Source organism: Nonomuraea sp. NPDC048881, from assembly GCF_040649795.1.
Taxonomy (GTDB): Bacteria; Actinomycetota; Actinomycetes; order Streptosporangiales; family Streptosporangiaceae; genus Nonomuraea.
In genome coordinates, this window is sequence record NZ_JBEZGC010000001.1 from 1,027,525 (window position 1) to 1,048,591 (window position 21,067).

A 21,067-nucleotide genomic window follows, 5' to 3' on the forward strand; every position below is an offset into this window, starting at 1 on the left:
ACCGGGTCAGGCGTGGCGATGGAAGGCGGTGGTGTCGGGGGCGAGGGGGGTGTTGCCGAGGATCAGGTCGGCGGACTTCTCGGCGAGCATCATGACCGGGGCGTAGATGTTGCCGTTGGTGACGTACGGCATGGCGGAGGCGTCCACGACGCGCAGGCCGTCCAGGCCGTGCACGCGCATGGTGCCGGGGTCGACCACGGCCAGGTCGTCCACTCCCATCTTGCAGGTGCACGACGGGTGCAGGGCGGTCTCGCCGTCCTTGGCCACCCAGGCCAGGATCTCCTCGTCGGTCCGGACGGCCGGGCCGGGGGAGATCTCGCCGCCGTCCAGGCCGGCCCAGGCGGGCTGGGACAGGATGGCGCGGGCGTGCCTGATCGCCTCCACCCACTCGCGGCGGTCCTGCTCGGTGGAGAGGTAGTTGAAGCGCAGCGCGGGCTTGGCGCGGGGGTCGGCCGACCGGATCCGCACCGAGCCGCGGGCGTCGGAGTACATCGGGCCGATGTGCACCTGGTAGCCGTGCCCGCCGGCCGGCGCCGAGCCGTCGTAGCGCACGGCGATCGGCAGGAAGTGGAACATCAGGTTCGGGTACGCGACGTCGTCGTTGGAGCGGATGAACCCGCCCGCCTCGAAGTGGTTCGTGGCGCCGGGGCCGCGCCGCAGGAACAGCCAGTCGGCGCCGATGAACGGCCGCCGCCACATCGCCAGCGACGGCTGCTGCGAGACCGGCTGCGTGCAGGCGTGCTGGACGTAGACCTCCAGATGGTCCTGGAGGTTCTCGCCGACGCCCGGCAGGTCGTGCACCACCCGGACGCCCACGGACTCCAGGAGCGCCTTCGGCCCGACCCCGGACAGCTGGAGGAGCTGCGGGGTGTTGATCGCGCCGCCGCACAGCACGACCTCGCGCGCCTCGATGCGCTCGCCGCCGCACTGGACGCCCACCGCCCGCGTCCCGTCGAAGAGCACCTTCTCCACGTGGGCCCGCGTCCTGACCGTGAGGTTGGGACGGCGGCGCACCGGATGCAGGTAGGCGCGGGCCGCGCTGAGCCGGCGGCCCCGGTGGACGTTGCGGTCGAAGGCGGCGAAGCCCTCCTGGCGGTAGCCGTTCACGTCGTCGGTGAGCGGATGGCCGGCCTGCTGGACGGCCTCGAAGAACGCCTCGAACAGCGGGCCGCGGGCCGGGCCGCGCTCCAGCTTCAGCGGGCCGTCGTCGCCCCGGAAGGGGGAGCCGGGGTCGGCCAGGCAGTTCTCCATGCGCCTGAAGTAGGGCAGGCAGTGGGCGTAGTCCCAGTTCTCCATGCCGGGATCGGCGGCCCAGCGCTCGTAGTCCAGCGGGTTGCCGCGCTGGAAGATCATCCCGTTGATGCTGCTGGAGCCGCCCAGCACCTTGCCGCGCGCGTGGTAGATGCGCCGGTCGTTCATGTGCGGCTCTGGCTCGGACTCGTACTTCCAGTCGTAGAACCGGCTGCCGATGGGGAACATCAGCGCGGCCGGCATGTGGATGAAGACGTCCCAGAGGTAGTCCGGCCGGCCCGCCTCCAGCACCAGCACGGACACCGACGGATCGGCGCTCAGCCGGTTGGCCAGGGCGCAGCCGGCCGAGCCGCCGCCCACGATGACGAAGTCGAAGCTCAACGCGGGATCCAGTCCTTCCACACGATCTTGTTCTCCTCCACCCACTGCCGCGCGGCCTGCTCGGCGGTCTTCTTGCCGTTGATCATCTCGGCGGCCACGGCGTTCTGGTTGTCGTTGGTCCAGGTGAAGTTGCGCACCAGCTCGTACGCCTTCCCGCCGCGCTCGGCGAACCGCCTGCTGACGATCTTGTCCAGCAGGTACGGCGGGTAGTCGCAGGCGACCCTGGCGGGCACGTCGTCGCAGCCGACCGCGTACGGGGGCAGGTTGACCTTGACCAGTTTGACCTTGGTGAACAGCCATTGCGGTTCGTAGAAATACATGAGCAGGGGCGTGCGGGTGCGCGCCGCCGTCTGCGCGGCCTTGATCAGCGCGTCCTCGCTGCCGGAGTAGACGACCTTGTAATCGAGGCCGAGGTTCTTGATGAGAACCTCGTCGTTGGTGACGAATGTCGGGTCCCCGTCGAGTACCTGACCCAAATTTCCGGTTTTGGCGGTCCGGAATAGGTGTGCGTACTTGTTCAGGTTCCGATAGTCGGTGATGTCGGGATATTTCTTGGTCATCCACTCCGGGACGTACCAACCGATCACGCCTTTGTTGCCGGTGAGCCCGGCCGACAGCGCCACCTTCTTCTGCTCGATGTACTCCTTCTTCAGGTCGTTGTGTCCCCAGTTCTCGACGATCACGTCGACCTTGCCGGATTCGAAATCGCGCCAGGAATCGCTCTCGTTGTTCTTGCGCGTGTTGACCTTGTAACCCAGCTCGTGTTCGAGCAGGTAGGCCAGGACGGCGGCCTGGGCCTCGTACCCGACCCAGGCGTGCACGTCGATGTTGACCGTGCCCTTGGCGGCGACCCCGGTCTCGGGGGCGCCGCCGGAGCAGGACGTCAGGAGCAGGGCCGCGAGCAGCGGCCCGGCCAGCTTCTTGGTTCGCATGAGAGGTCTCCGCGACCGCGTCCCCGCCGGCGGGCGGCCGGCGCAGACGCGGTCAAGAGGGGTCACTTGGGGAGCCAGGCCTGCCACTTGGCGGTGTTGGCCTCGACCCACTTCTTGGCGGCCTGCTCGCCGGTCAGGCCGTTGTTGGTCATGTCGTTGGCGACCGCGTTCTGGTCCTCGTTGGTCCAGCTGAAGTTCTTGACCAGCTCGTACGCCTTGCCGCCGGTGTCGGCGAACTTCTTGCTGACGATCTTGTCGAGGTCCAGCTCGGCGTAGTCGCAGGCGACCTTCTTGGCGTCGGCGTCGCAGCCCTCGGTGTACGGGGGCAGGTTCACCCGGGTCAGCGCGACCTTGTCGAACAGCCAGTGGGGCGTCCAGAAGTAGAACAGCAGCGCCTTCTTCTGCGCCTGCGCCTGCTCGGCCGCCTTGAGCAGGGCCGCCTCGCTGCCGCCGGTCACCACCTTGTAGTTCAGCTTGAGGTTCTTGACCAGGGCCTCGTCGTTGGTGACGTAGCTCGGGTCGCCGTCGAGGAGCTGGCCCTTGCCGCCGGACTCCGACGTCTTGAACAGGTCGGCGTACTTGTTCAGGTTCTTGTAGTCGGTGATGTCGGGGTACTTGTCGGCCATCCACTTGGGCACGTACCAGCCGATGACGCCCTTGTTGCCGGTGGAGCCCGCCGAGAGCGCGACCTTCTTCTCGTCGATGAACTTCTTCTTCAGGTCCGGATGGCCCCAGTTCTCGATGATGACGTCCACGTCGCCCGTCTCGAAGCCCTCCCAGGCGACCTGCTCCTTGATCTCGGGCAGCTGCACGTCGTACTTGAGCTCGTTCTTCAGCAGGTAGGCGACGACGTTCGCGCTGGCCTCGTAACCGACCCACGGGTTGATCGCGATCTTGACGGTGCCGGTCGTCGCCGCGCCGGAGGCGGCGGCCGACGGGGCGGCGGAGCTGGGGGAGGTCTCCACCTTGGCGCCACCGCCGCAACCCACGGCGGTGAGGCCGACGACGAGCAGGCCTGCGAGCAGGCGAATCTTCATGTGCGCTTCCTCTTTCGGGGGGAAGGACGCCTGTCGGCGCCCTGCGTGATGCGGTCGAGCATGACTCCGAGCAGGACGGTCGCGATGCCCGCCACGAAGCCCATGCCGAAATCCGTGCGCTGGGAGAAGCCGACGACCACGTCGTAGCCGAGCGCGCCCGCCCCGACCAGGCCGCCGACGACGACCATGGCCAGCGTCATCACGATGCCCTGGTTGGCGGCGAGCAGGATGGCCCGCCGCGCCATCGGCAGCTGCACCTTCCACAGCAGCTGGCCCGGGGTCGAGCCGGCCGACGCGGCCGCCTCGACGACCGTGCCGGGCACCCCTCTGATGCCGTCCTCCACCAGGCGCACCACGGGCGGCACCGCGTAGATCACCGAGGCGAAGATCGCGGTGAACCGGGTCGTCTCGAACAGGGCCAGCGCCGGCAGCAGGTAGACGAACGCGGGCATGGTCTGGGCGGCGTCCAGCAGCGGGCGCTGGACGGCCGACCAGCGCGGCGAGCGGGCCGCGGCCACCCCCAGCAGCAGGCCGACGACGAGGGTGACGAGCACCGCCACCGCGACCGTGGTCATCGTCTGCATGGCGTGCTCCCACACGCCGAGCAGCGCGATCGCCAGCAGGCAGCCGAGCGCGGTCAGCGCCGGGCGTACCCCGCTCACCCGCCAGGCCAGGGCCAGCACCGCGAGGGCGACCAGCCACCAGGGGGCGGAGGTGAGCAGGCCCTCCAGCGGGTTGAGCAGGAAGGCCGAGGTCAGGTCCTTGACGAACGTCGTGACCGGGTACCAGGTCGTCTCCGCCCAGCGGACGGCGTCGTTCACCGCGCCGGCGAAGGAGACCGTCAGGCCGTCGGGCCAGCCCGCGGGCAGCGCGAGCCCGGCCGCCACGCCCGCGACCGCCAGCGCCGCCGCGACCGCCAGGTCGGGCCGGCCGAGCGACGCGTGCGCCTCGCGGCGGGCCACCGACATGAGCATGCGGTCGAGCACGACGGCCATGACCACGATGGCCAGGCCCGCCGGGAGCATGATGCCGACCTGGGCCCGCGACAGGCCGCGGATGATGTCGCCGCCCAGGCCGGGGGCCGAGATCAGGTTCGCGATCACGACCATCGACAGCGCCATCATGATGGTCTGGTTCACCGCCAGCGCCATCGTCGGGCGGGCCAGCGGCAGCCGCACCTTGAACAACGTCTGACGGCGGGTCGCGCCGAGCGACGCCGACGCCTCGACCGCCGTGGCGGAGACCCCCTCGACGGCCAGCGCGGTGATCCGGATCGCGGGCGGGATCGAGTAGATCATCGTCGCGATGGCCCCGGCCGGCGCGCCGATGTGGAAGAACAGCACGAGCGGCGCCAGGTAGGCGAACGTCGGCATGATCTGCATGACGTCCAGCACCGGCGTCAGCACCCGCCGCACCCGCGCCGACAGCCCGGCCCAGACGCCGAGCGGCACGCCGACCGCCAGCGACAGCAGCACCGAGGCCGCCACCAGCGCCAGCGTGTCCACGCTCGACTGCCACAGGCCGAGCACCCCGAACGCGCCCACGCCCGCCGCCGCGAGCAGCGCGATGCGCCAGCCGCCCGCGAGCCAGGCCAGCGCGGCCAGGACGCCGATGAGACCCGGCCAGTTCAGGGCGGTGAGCACGGTCTGGAAGAAGGTGTAGACGCCGTCGACGAACAGCCGGATGTAGTTGAGGAAGTACAGGAAGAGCGGGCTCTCGTTGCGGTGGTCGTCGATCCATTCGCGCAGCTCGGTGACCGCCAGGAACTGCGGCGCCTCCTTGTCGTGCGGCAGCGTGCCGGTGCCGCGGAAGACCAGGTACGCCACGGCGAACAGGACCGCGACCCCGGCGGGAGCGGCCCATCTGGGGATCTTGAGCCTGGTGGGGGCGCTGACCGCGGTGGTGCTCACGCGCCTGCCCTCACCGCGGCGTCCGCGCCGGCGAGGAAGGACAGCAGGTCCACGCGGTCCACCACGCCGGTCAGCTCGTCGCCGTCCATCACCCGGATCGGGCGGGAGGAGGCCGAGGCCGCGGCGATGGCGTCCTTGACCAGGGTGGTGGCGGGGAGCTGGGGGCCGTCCAGCGGCTCCCCGGGCTCGGGGGCGCGGCAGATCCAGCGCAGCGTCAGCACGTGGCTGCGCGGCACGTCGCGGACGAAGTCGGCCACGTAGTCGTCGGCCGGCGCGCCCACCAGCTCCTCGGCCGTGCCCAGCTGCACGATCGAGCCGGCCCGCATGATGGCGATGCGCTCGCCCAGCTTGAGCGCCTCGGACAGGTCGTGGGTGATGAACACCATCGTCTTGCCGACCTCGCGGTGGAGCCGGATCACCTCGGTCTGCATGTCGCGCCGGATCAGCGGGTCGAGCGCGCTGAACGGCTCGTCGAACAGCATGACCTGGGGATCGACGGCCAGCGCGCGGGCCAGGCCGACGCGTTGCTGCATGCCGCCGGAGAGCTGGTCGGGGTAGGCGCCGGCGTACCCGTCGAGGCCGACGAGGGTGAGGATCTCGGCGGCCCGCGCGTGCCTGGCGGCCCTGGGGGTGCCCTGGATCTCCAGGCCGTAGGCGACGTTGTCGATGACCCTGCGGTGCGGCAGCAGGCCGAAGTGCTGGAAGACCATGCTGACCTGGTGGCGGCGCAGCTCGCGCAGCCGGGCGGGGGAGGCGCGGCCGACGTCCTCGCCGCCGATGCTGATGCGGCCGGCGGTGGGCTCGACGAGCCTGGTCAGGCAGCGTACGAGGGTGGACTTGCCGCTGCCCGACAGGCCCATGACAACGAAGACCTCGCCGGGGCGCACCTCGAAGCTCACGTCGCGGACGGCGGCGGTGCAACCGGTCTTCTCTCGCAGAGCGGCGGGGTCGAGGTGTCTGTCCTCGCTGTCCAGCACCTTTTGCGCCCTGGATCCGAAGATCTTCCAAAGCCCTTCGACGCTGATGGCCGCGCTGTCGGGAGAATCCCGCACCCTCGCCTCCTCGATTGCCGAGGGCTCAACATATGCGGTGAATAACGCAAATCTCAACGCTGTGACCTGTGAGAGACCTGGCTGCTCCTCCCGTGTTATGCGCTTGGAACGCACTAAACGCCCATAGATGGACATATGAATGTATAGGGGGCTATTTCTGGTTGGACGGACGGCGAGATGGGGCTCCAGCTTTCGTCCCACTGGACACAGAAGTTGAATTTCGCACCGATATGTGCGGGTGGCCACCTCCGCTTAGGATGTGTTCCAATTACCCGCACTTGCTGATTTCTCCCAAGGGCCACATCCCTGACAAATACGCCGATTCGGGCGAGGTGCGTTCGGTGACAACACAGCTGGGCGAGCGGCAGGCCGTCGAAGGCAACTGGCGCCTGCGCAATTGGCGCGTACGTGCGCGCCTGGTCGCCCTCATCCTGGTGCCGACCGCCGCCGCCGTGCTGCTGGGCGGCGTCCAGGTGCTGTCCTCGACGGGCGCCGCCGCCGACTACGACCGGACGAACCGATTAGCCGCGCTGTCGGAGCAGGTGGGCGACCTGACCCACCAGCTCGCCGGTGAGCGGGCCAAGACCGCCTGGTACATCGCCAGGAACCGGCCCGTGAACGGGCTCGGCGGCGTCCGGTCCCAGATGGACCAGGTGGACGTCGCCATCAGGGAGGTACGCGGCACCGCCCAGCAGATCCTGGCCGACGTCGAGGGCCGTACCGCCGACCAGATCGAGAACATGCTCACCCGCCTGGACGACCTGACCTCGCTGCGCGAGCAGGCGATGGACGCCGACCTGCTGCCCGGCCCCGCCGTCGACCTCTACACGACGGTGATCGGCGACCTCCTCTCCATCCACACCGAACTGATCAAGGGCAGCTCCGACGACGAGCTGTTCCGCCAGACCCGCATGCTGGACGGCCTGGCCAGGGCCAAGGAGAGCGTCTCCTACCAGCAGGCGCTGCTCACCACCGTCCTCGTCGAGGGCGCCTTCGGCCAGGACCAGCTCAAGCGCTTCCTCGGCGAGCTGTCCGCCGAGACCGCCGACCGCAGGGGCTTCGCCGCCGAGGCCACCGCCGACGAGCGCCGCTTCTTCGACGAGACCGTCAACGGCCGCAGCGCCGACCGCATGTTGTTCCTGCGCGAGCTGGTGCTCATCAGGGCCTCGGCCTCGCTGCCGCTGCGCGGGCTGGACCTGGCCAAGCGCGACGACGCCAAGGAGTGGTTCGACGCCTCCAACGTCGTCGTGGACTCCATGCGCAAGGTCGAGCAGCGCCAGGCCGCCGGGATCGTGGCGCGCAGCGCCACGCTCAGCGCCGAGGAGCAGCGGCGGGCGCTGGTCATCGCGGGCGCGGTGCTCGCGCTGCTGGTCGCCGTCCTGCTGATCACCACCGGAGTGGCCAGGTCGCTGGTCCGGCCGCTGCGCAGGCTGCGCGGCGAGGCGCTGGAGATCGCCGGGCGCCGCCTGCCGGACTTCGTCCAGCACCTGCGCGAGTCGCGCGACGGCGCGGTCGACGCCGAGGTGCCGCCCATCGGCATCTTCTCCAAGGACGAGGTCGGCGAGGTCGCCCGCGCCTTCGACGAGGTGCACCGCGAGGCCGTCCGGCTGGCGGGCGACGAGGCGCGGCTGCGCTCCAACGTCAACGCGATGTTCGTCAACCTGTCGCGGCGCAGCCAGACCCTGGTCGAACGGCAGCTCACCCTGATCGAGCGCCTGGAGCGCGGCGAGCGCGACGACGAGCGCCTCGGCGACCTGTTCAAGCTCGACCACCTGGCCACCCGCATGCGCCGCAACAGCGAGAACCTGCTGGTCCTGGCCGGTCAGGAGGCCGCGCGCAAGTGGAGCGAGCCGGTCGAGCTCATGGACATCGTGCGCGCGGCGCTCGGCGAGGTCGAGAGCTACGACCGGGTCAGCGTCCAGGCGCAGTCGGACGTCGCCATCGCCGGGCAGGCCGTCACCGACGTGGTGCACCTGCTGGCCGAGCTGGTCGAGAACTCGGTCTCGTTCTCCTCCAAGGACACCAAGGTGATCATCTCCAGCAGCCGCATCGACGGCGGCGGGCTGATGGTCTCGGTGACCGACAACGGCATCGGCATGACCCCCGAGGAACTGGCCGAGGCCAACTGGCGGCTGGCCCACCCGCCGGTCGTGGACGTGTCCGTGTCGCGGCGGATGGGCCTGTTCGTGGTCGGGCGGCTCGCGCTGCGGCACAGCATCAAGGTGCAGCTCCGCCGCCAGGACATCGGCGGGCTGACCGCGATGGTGCTGATCCCGGAGATGCTGCTCGCCGCCGTCCCCGGCACGGTGGCCGGGCACCTGCACGGCTCGATGGCCGCGGCCGCGCACACCCCGGCCATGTCCGCCATGGTCCGCCCGGACCAGGGACGCGCCGAGCCCTTCCAGACTGCCGACCCGTTCCAGAGCGCCGAGCCTTTCCGCAGCGCTGAGCCTTTCCGCAGCGCCGACCCGTTCCGTAGCGCCGAGCCGTTCCAGAGCGCCGAGCCCTTCCAGAGTGCCGACCCGTTCCAGAGCGCCGAGTCCTTCCAGGGCGCCGAGTCGTACGCGCCGCCCACGGCCCCGATGCCCGCCTACGGGCACCCGTCGTTCGACCCCATGCCGTCGGCGTCCGAGTCGTCGTGGTTCACCTCGTCCTCCTCGCAGTCGGTCGAGCAGCCGGAGCCGCCGGCGTCCGGGGCGTCGTACCCGTCGTTCGCCACGGGGCCCGAGCGGGCCGAGCCGGCGGCCGGGAACGAGTTCCTGCCGATCTTCGCCTCCGTCGAGGAGAGCAGCTGGTTCAGCAAGGCCGCGCCGACCGCCGACCGGCGGGACCCGGCCTGGTCGTCGCCCGCCGACCAGGGCTGGCAGGCGGCGAACACGACCGCCGAGCCCGCCCAAGGCGGCACCACGAACTCCGGCCTGCCCAAGCGCACGCCGCGAGCGAATCTGGTACCGGGTGCCGCGGTTCCCCAGCCGCCGCCCGTGCCGGTTCCTCCGCCGTCCCCCGACCGGCTGCGCAGCCGGCTGGCCAGCTACCAGCAGGGCGTGCGCAAGGGCCGAGCCGAGCTAGAGGAGGACTGATGAAGGAACTGAGCCAGGGGGCCAGGGACATCAACTGGCTGGTGAGCGCGTTCGTCGAGGAGGTGCCCGGCGTGGCCCACGCCGTGGTCGTCTCCGCCGACGGCCTGCCGATGGCCTTCTCCCGCGGCTTCCCCAAGGACCGCGCCGACCAGCTCGCCGCCATCGCGGCCGGGCTGGTCAGCCTGACGCAGGGGTCGGCGCGGGTGTTCGAGGGCGGCGGCGTGACGCAGACCCTGGTGGAGATGGAACGCGGGCTGCTGCTGGTGATGTCGATCAGCGACGGGTCGTGCCTGGCGGTGCTGGCCGCGCCCGACTGTGACATGGGCCTGGTGGCGTACCAGATGACGATTCTGGTCGAACGCACGGGGCAGGTGCTGACCCCTGCCGTACGGGCGGAGTTGTCATCCGCGCGCCCCTGGTGATGGGAGTGGACGTTGGCATCGTGGCATGACGGGGAGCCGGAGCCCCAGCGCAGCTCGCTGGTGCGCATGTACGCCGTCACCGGCGGCAGGACGGCGCCGCGCACCGGCCTGGCCATGGAGGCGCTGGTCTCGTCGGCGACCTCATCCCGGCTCGGCATGACCTACACCCGCGAGTACCGCGCGATCAGCGAGCTGTGCCGCCAGGTGCGCTCGGTGGCCGAGATCTCCGCGCTGCTGGCCGTGCCGCTCGGCGTGGCGCGGGTGCTGGTCGCCGACATGGAGGCGGACGGGCTGGTCAAGGTCTACCAGCCGCAGCTGGAGGCCGGGCTGCCGGACCGCAGGCTGCTGGAGAGGGTCCTGAGTGGACTTCGCCGGCTCTAGCCCAGCGCTCACCTCGACGAAGATCGTCGTGGCGGGCGGGTTCGGCGTGGGGAAGACCACCTTCGTCGGCGCGGTGTCGGAGATCGTGCCGCTCACCACCGAGGCCGTGCTGACGGACGCCTCGGCCGGCATCGACGACCTCGCGCACACACCGGGCAAGTCCACCACCACGGTCGCGATGGACTTCGGCCGCGTCTCCCTCGAACGCGACCTGATCCTCTACCTGTTCGGCACGCCCGGCCAGCACCGGTTCTGGTTCATGTGGGACGACCTGGTCCGCGGCGCGATCGGCGCGGTCGTGCTGGTGGACACCCGCCGCCTGGCCGACAGCTTCCCCGCCGTGGACTACTTCGAGGAGGCCGGGCTGCCGTTCGTCGTCGGCCTGAACGGCTGGGACGGTCGCTTCCCGCACGTGGAGAGCGAGGTGCGCGAGGCGCTCACGCTCTCACCGCAGGTGCCCATCGTGCGCACGGACGCGCGGGCCCGCCAGTCGGTCAAGAACACCCTGATCACCCTGGTCGAGCACGTGATCGGCGCCCGTCCCTACTGAGCGTTCCACCAGTACGCGGCCACCAGCTCGGCCACCAGCGTCTCGGTGAGCAGCGCCACGCCGGGGTCGTCGTCGTGCGCGTAGCGGATCGCCGCCGCGGCGTCCTTCACCTCGCCGCCCACGGAGATCACCGTGGAGCCGCGCTCACGCACCCAGTCCATGGCCTGCTCGTCGTAACGGGAGCCGGGGAAGAGCAGCGCCCGGTAGTCGAGGGTCTTGGTGAGGTAGACGTCGACGTGCGACCAGTCGCCCGCCTCGCAGGCGTCGGCCGCGCGGCGCGGGCCCTCGCGGAACATCAGCGCCGACTGCTCGGCCGACGACAGCCGCTCGGCGGGGGCGATCGTGTAGACGCCGTCGGGCCCGTCCAGGAGCTCCATGGTCAGCGGGAGCCATTCGTCCCGGCGGTCCAGGAGGTCGCGGGTGGCCTCGGCGGCCCGGGTGAGCAGCGCGGGCAGATCGCCGCCCGTCCCGGTGAGCCGGGCTTCGAGCGCCAGCAGCAGGGCCAGCGTGTGCTGGAACGTCCGGCAGGCCACGCCGCCGCGCTCCTCGCCCGCGTCCATGGGGACGACCAGGTCGGCCGCCTCGGTGACGGGCGAGCCGGGCACGTTCGTGATCGCGGCCACGTACGACGGGCCCCCGGCGTAGCGGGCGAGGGCGTCGAGGGTCTCGCGGCTGCCGCCGGTGGCCGAGATCGGCACGACCAGCGTGTCCGGCCCGGCCGGGTAGGTCGCCGCGGCCGAGGCGTAGTCGGCGTAGGCGTCCACGCCGGCCGCGCGCAGGCGCAGGGCCGCCACGCCGGCGGCGTACCGGGAGCTGCCCATGCCGAGGAACAGCACCCGGCGCACGCCCTCGGGCAGCCCGGCGAAGGGATCGGCCGCGCGCAGCCCGTCGGCGAGGGCGGCCAGGGCGGCGGGCTTGGCCTCCAGGTCGGCCAGGTAGAGCTCGGGATTCACGGCAGGTTCTCCTCGGGGTACCAGGTGCGCAGCACGCCCATGGGGGCGTAGCGCCAGCGGGGCAGGTGGCGGGCGGCGTAGATCAGCTCACGGCACTCCTGCTCGACCTCGAACGGGCGGATCAGGGTCTCGTCCAGCAGGTCGGAGCAGCCGAGGCCGGACAGGCGGTCGCGGTAGGCGTCCAGCAGGCCGGCCCGGGCCCGCGCCGCCCAGGCCGCGGCGTGGGCGGGCGGGGTGCCCCGGCGCTTGACGGCGACCTGGGCCACGTGCTCCAGGCTGGTGGTGAGCTGGGCGACGTCCCTGGCGGCCGGCTGGCGCACGCCGGTGTCGGCCACGGTCGGGTTGCCGTCGAAGTCGATCACGGCGTAGCCGTCGCGCCACCGCAGGATCTGGCCCACGTGCAGGTCGCCGTGGATCCTGATCACCGGGCCCGCGAAGCCCGCGCGCAGCGGCTCCAGCTCGCCGGCCAGGGCGCCGGCCCGCGTGGCCAGCCACGCGCCGTCGGCGCCGCCGGTGAGGGCGAGCGCCTCGGCCAGCGCGTCCGCGGCCCGCGCCGCCGGGTCCGCCTGCCGCGCGGACGAGCCGCCGGGCAGGGTGGACAGCGCGACGTGCAGGTCGGCGGCCAGCCGGCCGAGCTCGCCGGCGAAGCGCGTGCCGCCGGACTCGGCCTCGTCCACGCACCACTCCCAGCCGTCGCGCGCCTCGGGCAGGTAGCCGGTCACCAGCGCGAGCAGCTCCTCGCCGGCGTCCGACGCGCGGGTCAGCGCCAGGTACGGGGGCGCGGTGCCGGTGAAGCCGACCTCGACGAGGTGGGCGAAGATCTCGGGCGTCGGGTGGGGCAGCGGGACCGGCGGGGCCAGCCACTTCACGACCATCCGCTCGTCCACCACGACCGAGTGGTTGGTCTGGTCGACGTGCGGCCCGAAGCCGCGCTCGGCGGCCGTCTCCGAAAGGACGGGAAGGTCATGGAACCGGCGGACGGCGAACGGGGGCGGCGGGTCGTGCGCCAGCGCCCGCAGCAGGCTCGCGGACAGACCGTGATCCCGGTCGGAGACGGGCTCCGCCGCGAGGGCGGCGAGCCGGGGCGCAATTGAATCCCAGTTCAACAGATTGACCATCGTTCCCGATCGACGTGTGGAAGGAAGTCTCGCTCATGTTGATATCCGCTGCAACTTCGCCCTCTTCGGAGCTCGTCCGCGCATTAGGGGAAAAGCGCCCGCGCCGGTCAGGAGGGTACGGTCCCGTTCCCGGTGCTCGCTCCGGGCCGCCCCTGTCTCCGTGCGCGAGCGGGGTCCGCGCGGTGTCACCGCGACCGATAACCCGCTCTGGGCGGATCCCGATCGTTCGCCCGTTCGCTGAGCACCCGCCAGGGATCGCACGCTCCCGAGCCGATAGATTACGGCTGGGAGAGATGGCGCGAAGAGCGCGGCCCAAAGGCGGTCCGTACGCGAGGTGAGAGGTCCCTCACGGACCGGGATGAGGCGACTCCGTTATTGAATCTCGATTCAACACTCTGATCAAACTTCCTGGTAGCAATGTCGGGAAAAGTCTTGCTCATGTTGATTTCTGCTGCAACACTCCTGCTCTGGTCTGCCGTGTCCAGTAAGGTCGCGCGACCCCTCAATCCTCAGCACCAGAAGGAGTAGCGGCCGTGTCCCGTAACCGGTTCACCCGTCGTCTTCCGGCCGCCGTGGCGGTGGCCGGCCTCGCGCTAGCCGTCGCGGCGTGCGGCGGTGGGTCGTCGAGCAGCTCAGACGGCACGACCGCGGCCAAGGCCGAACAGCTCCAGCCCAACGCCGACCTGACCAAGCAGTCGCTCCAGGTGACCGTCTGGCCCGGCTACACCCCGGAGGAGCTGCCCGAGAAGGTCAAGCAGCAGCTCAAGGTCAAGGAGATGGGGATCACCAACCACGACACGAACGAGCTGGCGATGGCCAAGCTGACCGCCTCCGGCGACAGCGGCATCGACGTGGCCTTCGTGTCCGGCCAGTACGCCCAGGCGCTCAACGCCCAGGGCCTGCTGGAGCCCATCCACGCCGAGCTGATCCCCAACCTGGCCAATCTCTACCCCGAGGCCACGCAGCTCTCCTACGACAAGGGCAACAAGTACTCGGTGCCCTACACCTGGGGCACCACCGGCATCTGCTACCGCAGCGACCTGGTGAAGACGCCGCCGACGAGCTGGAACGACATCCTCAAGCCCGCCTCCTGGGCCGAGAAGAAGGTCACCATGATGACCACCGAGCGCTGGCTGGTCCTGCCCGCGCTCAAGGCGCTCGGCTACTCGGTCAACACCGAGAAGGACGAGGAGATCGCCAAGGCCAAGGAGCTCCTGGTCTCGCAGAAGCCGCACCTGCTGCGCTACGACGACACCACCTTCGGCGACCGGCTGAAGTCCGGCGAGGCCATCATGGTCGAGGCGTGGGACGGCTGGTGCCCGACCACGGACGAGAAGCAGAACATCAAGTTCGTGGTGCCGAAGGAGGGCAGCGACCTCTGGGTGGACACCATGGTGATCATGAAGTCCTCCAAGAACAAGGAGGCGGCCCACGCCTTCATCAACATGATCCTCGACCCGGAGATCCACCGCTGGGCGGCCGAGAACATCAACTACAAGGTCCCCAACAAGGCCGCCATGGACAAGGTGACCATCCCCAAGGGCTCGCTGCTGGACATCAAGCCGGCGGAACTGCTCAACGGTGAGTCGATCATCGACCTGGGACAGGCGTCGACCAAGTTCAGCCGCCTGTCGCAGGAAGTCACGGCCGGATAGTCGTTGGTGCAGTGAGATCCGAGGTCAAGGCCCGGCCGGTGTCCCGTAAGCGGGGTCGCCGGCTGGGCGCGTTCGTTTTCCTTTCGCCAGGTCTGACGTACCTGGTCGTGCTCCTCCTCGTGCCGCTGGCGCTGGTGCTCAGCTACACCGTCTTCCAGCGGGGGCGCTTCGGGGGCATCGTCTACGAGTTCACGCTGGAGAACTTCCAGCGCCTGTTCGACTCCCTCTACCTGAACGTCGTCGGCGACTCGCTGAAGATGGCGACGATCGCCACGCTGATCGCGTTGCTGCTCGGCTACCCGACGGCGTACCTGATCGCCCAGCTCCCGTCGAAGTGGAAGACGATCGCCCTGGTGGCGGTCGTGCTGCCCTTCTGGACGAACTTCATCATCCGCGTCTACGCGTGGATCATCATGCTCAGCAGTCAGGGGCTGCTCAGCTCCCTGCTGGGCAAGGAGATGGAGCTGCTGTACACCCAGGGCGCGATCGTCACCGGGCTGCTCTACTCGTACCTGCCGCTCATGGTGCTGCCGTTGTACTCCTCGATCGAGAAGCTCGACCCGCAGTTGCGCGAGGCGTCGGCGAACCTCGGGGCCTCGGCGTTCACCACGTTCCGGAAGGTGACGCTGCCGCTCACCCTGCCCGGCGCGCTGACCGGGGCGATGTTCGTGTTCGTGCCGAGCTTCGGCAACTTCGTCATCCCCGAGATGCTCGGCGGCAACAAGTCCATCATGGTGGGGAACCTGATCCGCAACCAGTTCCTGGTCGCGCGCGACTGGCCGTTCGGCTCGGCGCTGGTGCTGGCGCTGATCGCGGTGCTGATCCTGCTGCTGCTCGTGCAGGCGTGGGCGGCCCGCCGTGCGTAGACCCAAGCTGCTGTACGTGCCGTTCTGGGCGACCTACGCCTTCCTGTACGTGCCGATCATCGTCCTGGTCGTCATGTCGTTCAACTCCGGCAAGTCGGCCTACACCTACGAGGGCTTCAGCCTCAAGTGGTACGGCGAGCTGGCCGCCGACGAGAAGATCAGAGAGGGCCTGGTCAACACCCTGATCGTCGCCCTGGGCTCGACGGCGATCGCCACCGTGCTCGGCACGCTGCTGGCCGTCGGCCTGGCCCGGTACACCAGGTCGAAGCTGCTCGACGCGATCTCGCTCATGCCGGCCGTGCTGCCCGACCTGGTGCTCGGGATCGGGCTGCTGGTCCTGTACGCCCTGATCAACACCTTCCTGGCCCAGTGGGACGCCCAGTTCGCGCTGGGCCTGCCCACGGTGACCATCGCGCACGCCGTGTTCTCGATGGCGTTCGTCGCGGCGGTGGTGCGCACCCGGCTCACCAACGCCGACACCTCGCTGGAGGAGGCCTCGCGCGACCTTGGGGCCGGGCCGGTGGTCACGTTCATGAAGGTCACGCTGCCGCAGCTGGTGCCCGGGATCGTCGCCGGGGCGCTGCTGGCGTTCACGCTGTCGCTGGACGAGTTCGTGATCGCCTTCTTCACGATCGGCAACGCCGAGCCGACGCTGCCGATCGTCATCTACTCAATGGTTCGTTTCGGGGTGACCCCGAAGATCAACGCGCTGGCCGCGATCCTGCTCCTCGTGAGCTTCACGGCGGTGATCGCCGGGCAGCGGATGACCAAGATCGGGAAATCACGTGCTCAGGATTGACGGGGTCACCCGCAGGTTCGGTGACGTCACCGCGCTCGACGGCGTCTCGCTGGAGATCGAGCAGGGCGAGTTCTTCGCCCTGCTCGGGCCCTCCGGCTGCGGCAAGACCACCCTGCTGCGCATCATCGCCGGCTTCGAGACGCCGGACGCCGGCACGGTCACGCTCGACGGCGAGGACCTGCTGTCCAAGCAGCCCAACCGGCGGCCGATCAGCCTCATGTTCCAGTCGTACGCGCTGTTCCCGCACATGACCGTGGCCAAGAACGTGGCCTACGGCCTGGAGCGGGAGAAGCTGCCCCGGCAGGAGATCAAGCAGCGGGTCGGCGAGGTGCTGGAGACCGTGGGCCTGTCGGCGCACGCCTCGCGCAAGCCCGCGCAGCTGTCCGGCGGCCAGCGGCAGCGGGTCGCGCTGGCCCGTTCCATCGTCAAGCGGCCGCGGCTGCTGCTGCTCGACGAGCCGCTGTCGGCCCTGGACAAGAAGGTCCGCGCGGACATGCAGCTGGAGCTCAAGCGGCTGCAGAGCGAGGTCGGCATCACCTTCGTGGTCGTCACGCACGACCAGGAGGAGGCCATGTCGCTGGCCGACCGCATCGCGGTCTTCGACAGCGGCACCGTGCGCCAGGTGGACGCTCCCGTGGCCCTGTACGAGCGCCCGCGCTCGCCGTTCGTGGCCGACTTCGTCGGGGCGAACAACCTGTTCGAGGGCGTCTGCACCGGTCTGGACGGGATCAAGAGCGAGGAGTTCGGCATGCTGGCCGGCACGCCGCTCGAAGATCTGGCCGCCGACTCCAAGGCGCTGCTCGCGGTGCGGCCCGAGAAGATCGAGCTGGCCGACGAGAACGCGGCGCGGGGCCTGAAGGGCAGCGTCCTGGACGTGAGCTTCTACGGCGGCGTCTCGCACATCTCCGTGGACGTGCCGGGACGGGCCAAGCCCGTGCTCGCCGCGGTGCAGGGGGCGAGCACGGTGCAGCCCGGCGCCAAGGTGAAGGTGCGCTGGGAGGCCCAGGACGCCGTCATCATGGCGGTCGATCAATGAGCCAGGTCGTTGCCCGTCGCCGCCCGCGCGTACGACAGGATCAGCTCGGCCGCCTCGTCGGGGCCGATCAGCGGATGCCTGGCGGTGATGCGGTAGCCGTAGGCGTCCTCCAGGGCCACCAGGTTGCGCGCGACGGTCACGGAGTCGGCCGTCAGCCGGAAGACCCCGAGCGCGGCCCCGGTGTCCAGGATCGCCTGGTACATCGACACCTGGCGGTCGTACAGCGAGGTGAGCAGCACGCCGTAGACCCGGTTGCGGCCCGCGGCGCCGCCCAGCTCGTTGAGCAGGCGGACGTCGGGGTCGAGCGGCCCGGTCGGCAACCCCGACCGGATCGTGACGACCAGCTTCTCGACCGGGTCGGTGAAGTCGGCCAGGCGGCGCATGCGCAGCTCGTAGAACCGCTCCATGCCCGCGTGCTGCGCCTCGACCAGAAGTTCGCCCAGGTCGGGGTAGTGGTAGAGCACGGCGCCGGAGGTCAGACCGGCCTCCTCGGCGACGTGCGAGAGCTGTACTCCGTCGATGCCGTGGCGGATGATGGCTCGGCGCGCGGCCTCGATCAAGTCGATGCGCCGGTCACTACGGCTTTTGCGCTGGGCCACGACCACCACCCCCCGTGCGTTTGGTCACCATTCAGATCGGCCGTGACCATAGTGCACTTAACTTGCGCTTCACGCTAGATGAGTATTTGAATTCCTCTTCAATTTGACGAGTTCCCCCGGAGTTCACGATGTCCCTCACCATCCTGTTCATGCCAGAGAGCGCGTACGGCCCCACGAACAACTGCATCGGCGTCGGCGACATTCTCCGCCGTCGCGGGCACCGCGTCGTCTTCGCCGCGGAGTCGTCCTGGAAGGGCAAGCTCGAAGCGCTCGGCTTCGAGGAGGACCTCGTCGACCTGGCCCCGCCGCCCGAGAACGCCGAGGAGCAGGACGCCGGCCAGTTCTGGAAGGACTTCATCCGCGAGACCGCGCCGGAGTACCGCAAGAGCACGCTGGAGCAGCTCGACACCGTCATCAAGCCCATCTGGGACTCCCTCATCGACGGCGCCAAGTACTGCGAGCCGCAGCTCAAGGCCATCATCGAGCGGGTGAACCCGGACGTGATCGTCGAGGACAACGTGATCACGTTCCCGGCGCTGCTCACGGCGGGCAAGAAGTTCGTCCGGATCGTCTCCTGCAACCCGCTGGAGGTGCGCGGCGAGAACGTCGCGCCGGTCTTCTCCGGCCTGCCCGCGGACGACCGCTCCGGCTGGGACGCCTTCCGCGCCGAGTACGACCGCACTCACCGCGAGATCTGGACCGCCTTCAACGAGTGGTGCGTCGAGCAGGGCACCGCCCCGCTGCCCGACCTGGACTTCATCCACGAGGGCGACCTGAACCTCTACGTCTTCCCCGAGATCCTCGACTACACCGACGCCCGCCCGCTCGGCCCGAGCTGGCACCGGCTCGACTCCTCGGTGCGCGAGACCGACGAGGACTTCACGCTGCCCTTCCAGCGCAACGACGGCTCGCTGATCTACTTCTCGCTCGGCTCGCTCGGCTCCTCCGACGTCGAGCTGATGCAGCGCGTGATCGACATCCTGGCCGGCACGCGGCACCAGTACATCGTCTCCAAGGGCCCGCTGCACGAGGAGATCAAGCTCGCCGACAACATGTACGGCGCCGAGTTCCTGCCGCAGACGAAGATCATCCCCCTGTGCGACCTGGTCATCACGCACGGCGGCAACAACACCACCACCGAGGCGGCGCACTTCGGCAAGCCGATGATCGTGCTGCCGCTGTTCTGGGACCAGTACGACAACGCCCAGCGGGTGGACGAGCTGGGCTACGGTGTCCGGCTCTCCACCTACACCTTCACCGACGAGGAGCTGACCGGCGCGGTGGAGCGCCTGCTCGGCGACACCGAGATGCGCGCGAGGCTCGCCGCGGCGGGCGAGGAGATCCGCCGCCGCGACGGCCTGCGCAAGGCCGCCGACCTGATCGAACAGCTCGGCCAGTAGGGATTTCGAGGACTTTCCATGCGTGAACTGATCAACCCCGCCACCGGCCTCCCGTGCGCCGAGATCCCGGACACCCCGGTGGCCGACGTGGCCGCGGCCGTCCGGACCGCCCGGGGCGCGTTCGAGGAGTGGGCCCAGACCACCCCCGCCGAGCGCCAGCGGCTGCTGCTGCGCCTGGCCGACCTGGTGGAGGCCGACGCCGAGGAGCTGACCCGGCTGGAGGTGGAGGAGACCGGCAAGCCGGCGGCCGTCTTCAGGGACGGCGAGCTGCCCTTCGCCGTCGACAACCTGCGCTTCTTCGCCGGCGCCGCCCGTTCGCTCGAAGGGTCGGGGGCCGGGGTGTTCAGCGCCGGTTACACCTCGGTGCTGCTGCGCCGTCCGGTCGGGGTGGTGGGGTCGATCGCGCCGTGGAACTTCCCGTTCGTCATGGCGGTGTGGAAGGTCGGCCCGGCCGTGGCCGCCGGGAACGCCGTGGTCATCAAGCCGGCGCCGCAGACGCCGCGCACGACGCTGCGCCTGGCCGAGCTGTTCGCCAAGGCGGGCGCGCCCGAAGGGCTCGTCCAGGCGGTCACCGGCGACGCCGAGGTCGGCCAGGCGCTGGTCACCGACCCGGGCGTGGACATGGTCAGCGTCACCGGCTCGACCGGCACCGGCCGGGCGGTCATGACCGGCGCGGCGGCCACGCTCAAGCGGGTGCACCTCGAACTCGGCGGCAAGGCGCCCGCCCTGGTCTTCCAGGACGCCGACCTGGCCGAGATGGCCCGCGGCGTGGCCATGGGCGCCACGTACAACACCGGCCAGGACTGCACCGCGGCCACCCGCGTCTACGTCGCCCGGGAGATCTACGACGACGCCGTCGAGGCCATCCGGGCGACCCTCGCCGAGATCACCGTGGGCGACCCCTGGGACCCGGCGACGGACATCGGCCCGCTCATCTCGGCCGCCCACCGCGAGCGCGTGCACGGCTTCGTCGCCCGGTCGGGCGGACGGGTCGTGCACGGCGGCGCGCCCGTCGAGGGGCCCGGGTTCTTCTACCCGCCGACGCTTGTGACCGATGTCGCACAGGACAGCGAGATCGTCCAAGGTGAACTTTTCGGACCGGTCCTTGTGGCGCTGCCGTTCGACGGCGAGGACGAGGCCGTCCGGCTGGCCAACGACACCCCCTACGGGCTGGCCTCGTCGGTGTGGTCGCGCGACGTCGCGCGGGCGATGCGCGTGTCCCATCGGCTCGACGTGGGCGTGACCTGGGTGAACGATCATCTGCCGATCGCCAGCGAGGCGCCGCACGGCGGCGTGAAGGGCAGCGGGTTCGGCAAGGACATGAGCCAGGAGGCGGTGCAGGAGTATTCGGTGACGCGTCACCTCATGGTCAAGCACGCGGCGCCCGTGGAGCGGGATTCGTTCCGGCCCGCCTGAAAACGTGTACGGCGATATGACGCCCAAAGTGTCGCTTTGGGTGCATTTAGTGGGAAATGTGCGGTTGGCCGTCTGGTACGGACTGTGTTCCAATTACCCAGCCGGACAGAATCCCATGCGCCACACGCGTGTCTGATTTCTTTCGAGCACGTACCGGCGAGAGGTAGCGAGAGTCAGTGAGGACGGAAAACCCCAGGCACACGAGGTCCGGGGAGTACACAGGCGGAAG

At 70.0% G+C, this 21,067-nt stretch carries 18 protein-coding genes; 10 read left to right on the forward strand and 8 right to left on the reverse strand.

The genetic code is table 11. The features are described from left to right. Positions 1-6 precede the first annotated feature (6 nt). The 5 genes from betA to AB0C33_RS04910 all read right to left on the reverse strand — a co-directional run bounded on the left by betA (position 7) and on the right by AB0C33_RS04910 (position 6,563). Entirely contained in the window at positions 7-1,653 is a 1,647-nt protein-coding gene (betA, locus tag AB0C33_RS04890) for a choline dehydrogenase (RefSeq protein ID WP_358283669.1), read from the reverse strand. Next, positions 1,629-2,564: an ABC transporter substrate-binding protein gene (locus AB0C33_RS04895; protein ID WP_358283672.1), complete on the reverse strand. Its 936-nt coding sequence runs from the start codon at positions 2,562-2,564 to the stop codon at positions 1,629-1,631. The genes betA and AB0C33_RS04895 overlap by 25 nt, the downstream gene beginning before the upstream one ends. A 62-nt stretch (positions 2,565-2,626) precedes the next feature. After that, positions 2,627-3,601, reverse strand: a complete 975-nt coding sequence (locus AB0C33_RS04900) for an ABC transporter substrate-binding protein (protein WP_358283675.1) — start codon at positions 3,599-3,601, stop codon at positions 2,627-2,629. After that, positions 3,598-5,511 carry an ABC transporter permease subunit gene (locus AB0C33_RS04905; protein WP_358283678.1) on the reverse strand — a complete coding sequence of 638 codons (1,914 nt, stop codon included), beginning with the start codon at positions 5,509-5,511 and terminating at the stop codon, positions 3,598-3,600. The genes AB0C33_RS04900 and AB0C33_RS04905 overlap by 4 nt, the downstream gene beginning before the upstream one ends. Continuing rightward, entirely contained in the window at positions 5,508-6,563 is a 1,056-nt protein-coding gene (locus AB0C33_RS04910) for a glycine betaine/L-proline ABC transporter ATP-binding protein (protein WP_358283681.1), read from the reverse strand. The genes AB0C33_RS04905 and AB0C33_RS04910 overlap by 4 nt, the downstream gene beginning before the upstream one ends. 341 nt (positions 6,564-6,904) lie before the next feature. Here AB0C33_RS04910 and AB0C33_RS04915 point away from each other — a divergent pair, with 341 nt between their 5' ends. From AB0C33_RS04915 to AB0C33_RS04930, 4 genes are all read left to right on the forward strand, one after another. Then, on the forward strand, positions 6,905-9,643 hold the full coding sequence (locus AB0C33_RS04915; RefSeq protein WP_358283683.1) for a nitrate- and nitrite sensing domain-containing protein: 2,739 nt from the start codon (positions 6,905-6,907) through the stop codon (positions 9,641-9,643). Further along, on the forward strand, positions 9,643-10,065 hold the full coding sequence (locus AB0C33_RS04920; protein ID WP_352321436.1) for a roadblock/LC7 domain-containing protein: 423 nt from the start codon (positions 9,643-9,645) through the stop codon (positions 10,063-10,065). The genes AB0C33_RS04915 and AB0C33_RS04920 overlap by 1 nt, the downstream gene beginning before the upstream one ends. A 66-nt stretch (positions 10,066-10,131) precedes the next feature. Then, positions 10,132-10,446: a DUF742 domain-containing protein gene (locus AB0C33_RS04925; protein WP_358283922.1), complete on the forward strand. Its 315-nt coding sequence runs from the start codon at positions 10,132-10,134 to the stop codon at positions 10,444-10,446. After that, entirely contained in the window at positions 10,427-10,996 is a 570-nt protein-coding gene (locus tag AB0C33_RS04930; protein WP_358283685.1) for an ATP/GTP-binding protein, read from the forward strand. Before AB0C33_RS04925 ends, AB0C33_RS04930 begins: the two co-directional genes overlap by 20 nt. Here AB0C33_RS04930 and AB0C33_RS04935 read toward each other — a convergent pair. Beyond that, positions 10,990-11,949 carry an SIS domain-containing protein gene (locus tag AB0C33_RS04935; protein WP_358283688.1) on the reverse strand — a complete coding sequence of 320 codons (960 nt, stop codon included), beginning with the start codon at positions 11,947-11,949 and terminating at the stop codon, positions 10,990-10,992. The two genes, AB0C33_RS04930 and AB0C33_RS04935, sit on opposite strands and share 7 nt — an antisense overlap. Continuing rightward, positions 11,946-13,055 carry a hypothetical protein gene (locus tag AB0C33_RS04940; protein WP_358283691.1) on the reverse strand — a complete coding sequence of 370 codons (1,110 nt, stop codon included), beginning with the start codon at positions 13,053-13,055 and terminating at the stop codon, positions 11,946-11,948. The genes AB0C33_RS04935 and AB0C33_RS04940 overlap by 4 nt, the downstream gene beginning before the upstream one ends. Before the next feature lie 545 nt (positions 13,056-13,600). Here AB0C33_RS04940 and AB0C33_RS04945 point away from each other — a divergent pair. The 4 genes from AB0C33_RS04945 to AB0C33_RS04960 all read left to right on the forward strand — a co-directional run bounded on the left by AB0C33_RS04945 (position 13,601) and on the right by AB0C33_RS04960 (position 17,423). Next, positions 13,601-14,722 (forward strand): spermidine/putrescine ABC transporter substrate-binding protein, encoded by a 1,122-nt coding sequence (locus tag AB0C33_RS04945; protein ID WP_357971184.1) that lies wholly within the window; start codon positions 13,601-13,603, stop codon positions 14,720-14,722. Between the two features lie 107 nt (positions 14,723-14,829). Continuing rightward, on the forward strand, positions 14,830-15,588 hold the full coding sequence (locus AB0C33_RS04950) for an ABC transporter permease (protein ID WP_352350262.1): 759 nt from the start codon (positions 14,830-14,832) through the stop codon (positions 15,586-15,588). Further along, the gene (locus tag AB0C33_RS04955) at positions 15,581-16,387 is read left to right on the forward strand and encodes an ABC transporter permease (RefSeq protein ID WP_358283695.1); all 807 of its coding nucleotides are present in this window, start codon (positions 15,581-15,583) and stop codon (positions 16,385-16,387) included. Before AB0C33_RS04950 ends, AB0C33_RS04955 begins: the two co-directional genes overlap by 8 nt. After that, the gene (locus tag AB0C33_RS04960; protein ID WP_358283697.1) at positions 16,374-17,423 is read left to right on the forward strand and encodes an ABC transporter ATP-binding protein; all 1,050 of its coding nucleotides are present in this window, start codon (positions 16,374-16,376) and stop codon (positions 17,421-17,423) included. The genes AB0C33_RS04955 and AB0C33_RS04960 overlap by 14 nt, the downstream gene beginning before the upstream one ends. Here AB0C33_RS04960 and AB0C33_RS04965 read toward each other — a convergent pair. Beyond that, on the reverse strand, positions 17,417-18,022 hold the full coding sequence (locus AB0C33_RS04965; protein WP_352350268.1) for a TetR family transcriptional regulator: 606 nt from the start codon (positions 18,020-18,022) through the stop codon (positions 17,417-17,419). The two genes, AB0C33_RS04960 and AB0C33_RS04965, sit on opposite strands and share 7 nt — an antisense overlap. 149 nt (positions 18,023-18,171) lie before the next feature. On the opposite strand from AB0C33_RS04965, the gene AB0C33_RS04970 reads away from it, so the two are divergent. Both AB0C33_RS04970 and AB0C33_RS04975 read left to right on the forward strand, forming a co-directional pair. Beyond that, positions 18,172-19,422, forward strand: a complete 1,251-nt coding sequence (locus AB0C33_RS04970) for a glycosyltransferase (protein WP_358283701.1) — start codon at positions 18,172-18,174, stop codon at positions 19,420-19,422. 18 nt (positions 19,423-19,440) lie between these two features. Further along, positions 19,441-20,838, forward strand: a complete 1,398-nt coding sequence (locus AB0C33_RS04975; RefSeq protein ID WP_358283702.1) for an aminobutyraldehyde dehydrogenase — start codon at positions 19,441-19,443, stop codon at positions 20,836-20,838. Positions 20,839-21,067 lie beyond the last annotated feature (229 nt).

Coding starts and splice junctions, on each gene's coding strand:
- AB0C33_RS04920 (WP_352321436.1), top strand. CDS start 9,643: ATGAAGGAACTGAGCCAGGGGGCCAGGGACATCAACTGGCTGGTGAGC.
- AB0C33_RS04900 (WP_358283675.1), bottom strand. CDS start 3,601: ATGAAGATTCGCCTGCTCGCAGGCCTGCTCGTCGTCGGCCTCACCGCC.
- AB0C33_RS04970 (WP_358283701.1), top strand. CDS start 18,172: ATGCCAGAGAGCGCGTACGGCCCCACGAACAACTGCATCGGCGTCGGC.
- AB0C33_RS04895 (WP_358283672.1), bottom strand. CDS start 2,564: ATGCGAACCAAGAAGCTGGCCGGGCCGCTGCTCGCGGCCCTGCTCCTG.
- AB0C33_RS04925 (WP_358283922.1), top strand. CDS start 10,132: ATGTACGCCGTCACCGGCGGCAGGACGGCGCCGCGCACCGGCCTGGCC.
- AB0C33_RS04975 (WP_358283702.1), top strand. CDS start 19,441: ATGCGTGAACTGATCAACCCCGCCACCGGCCTCCCGTGCGCCGAGATC.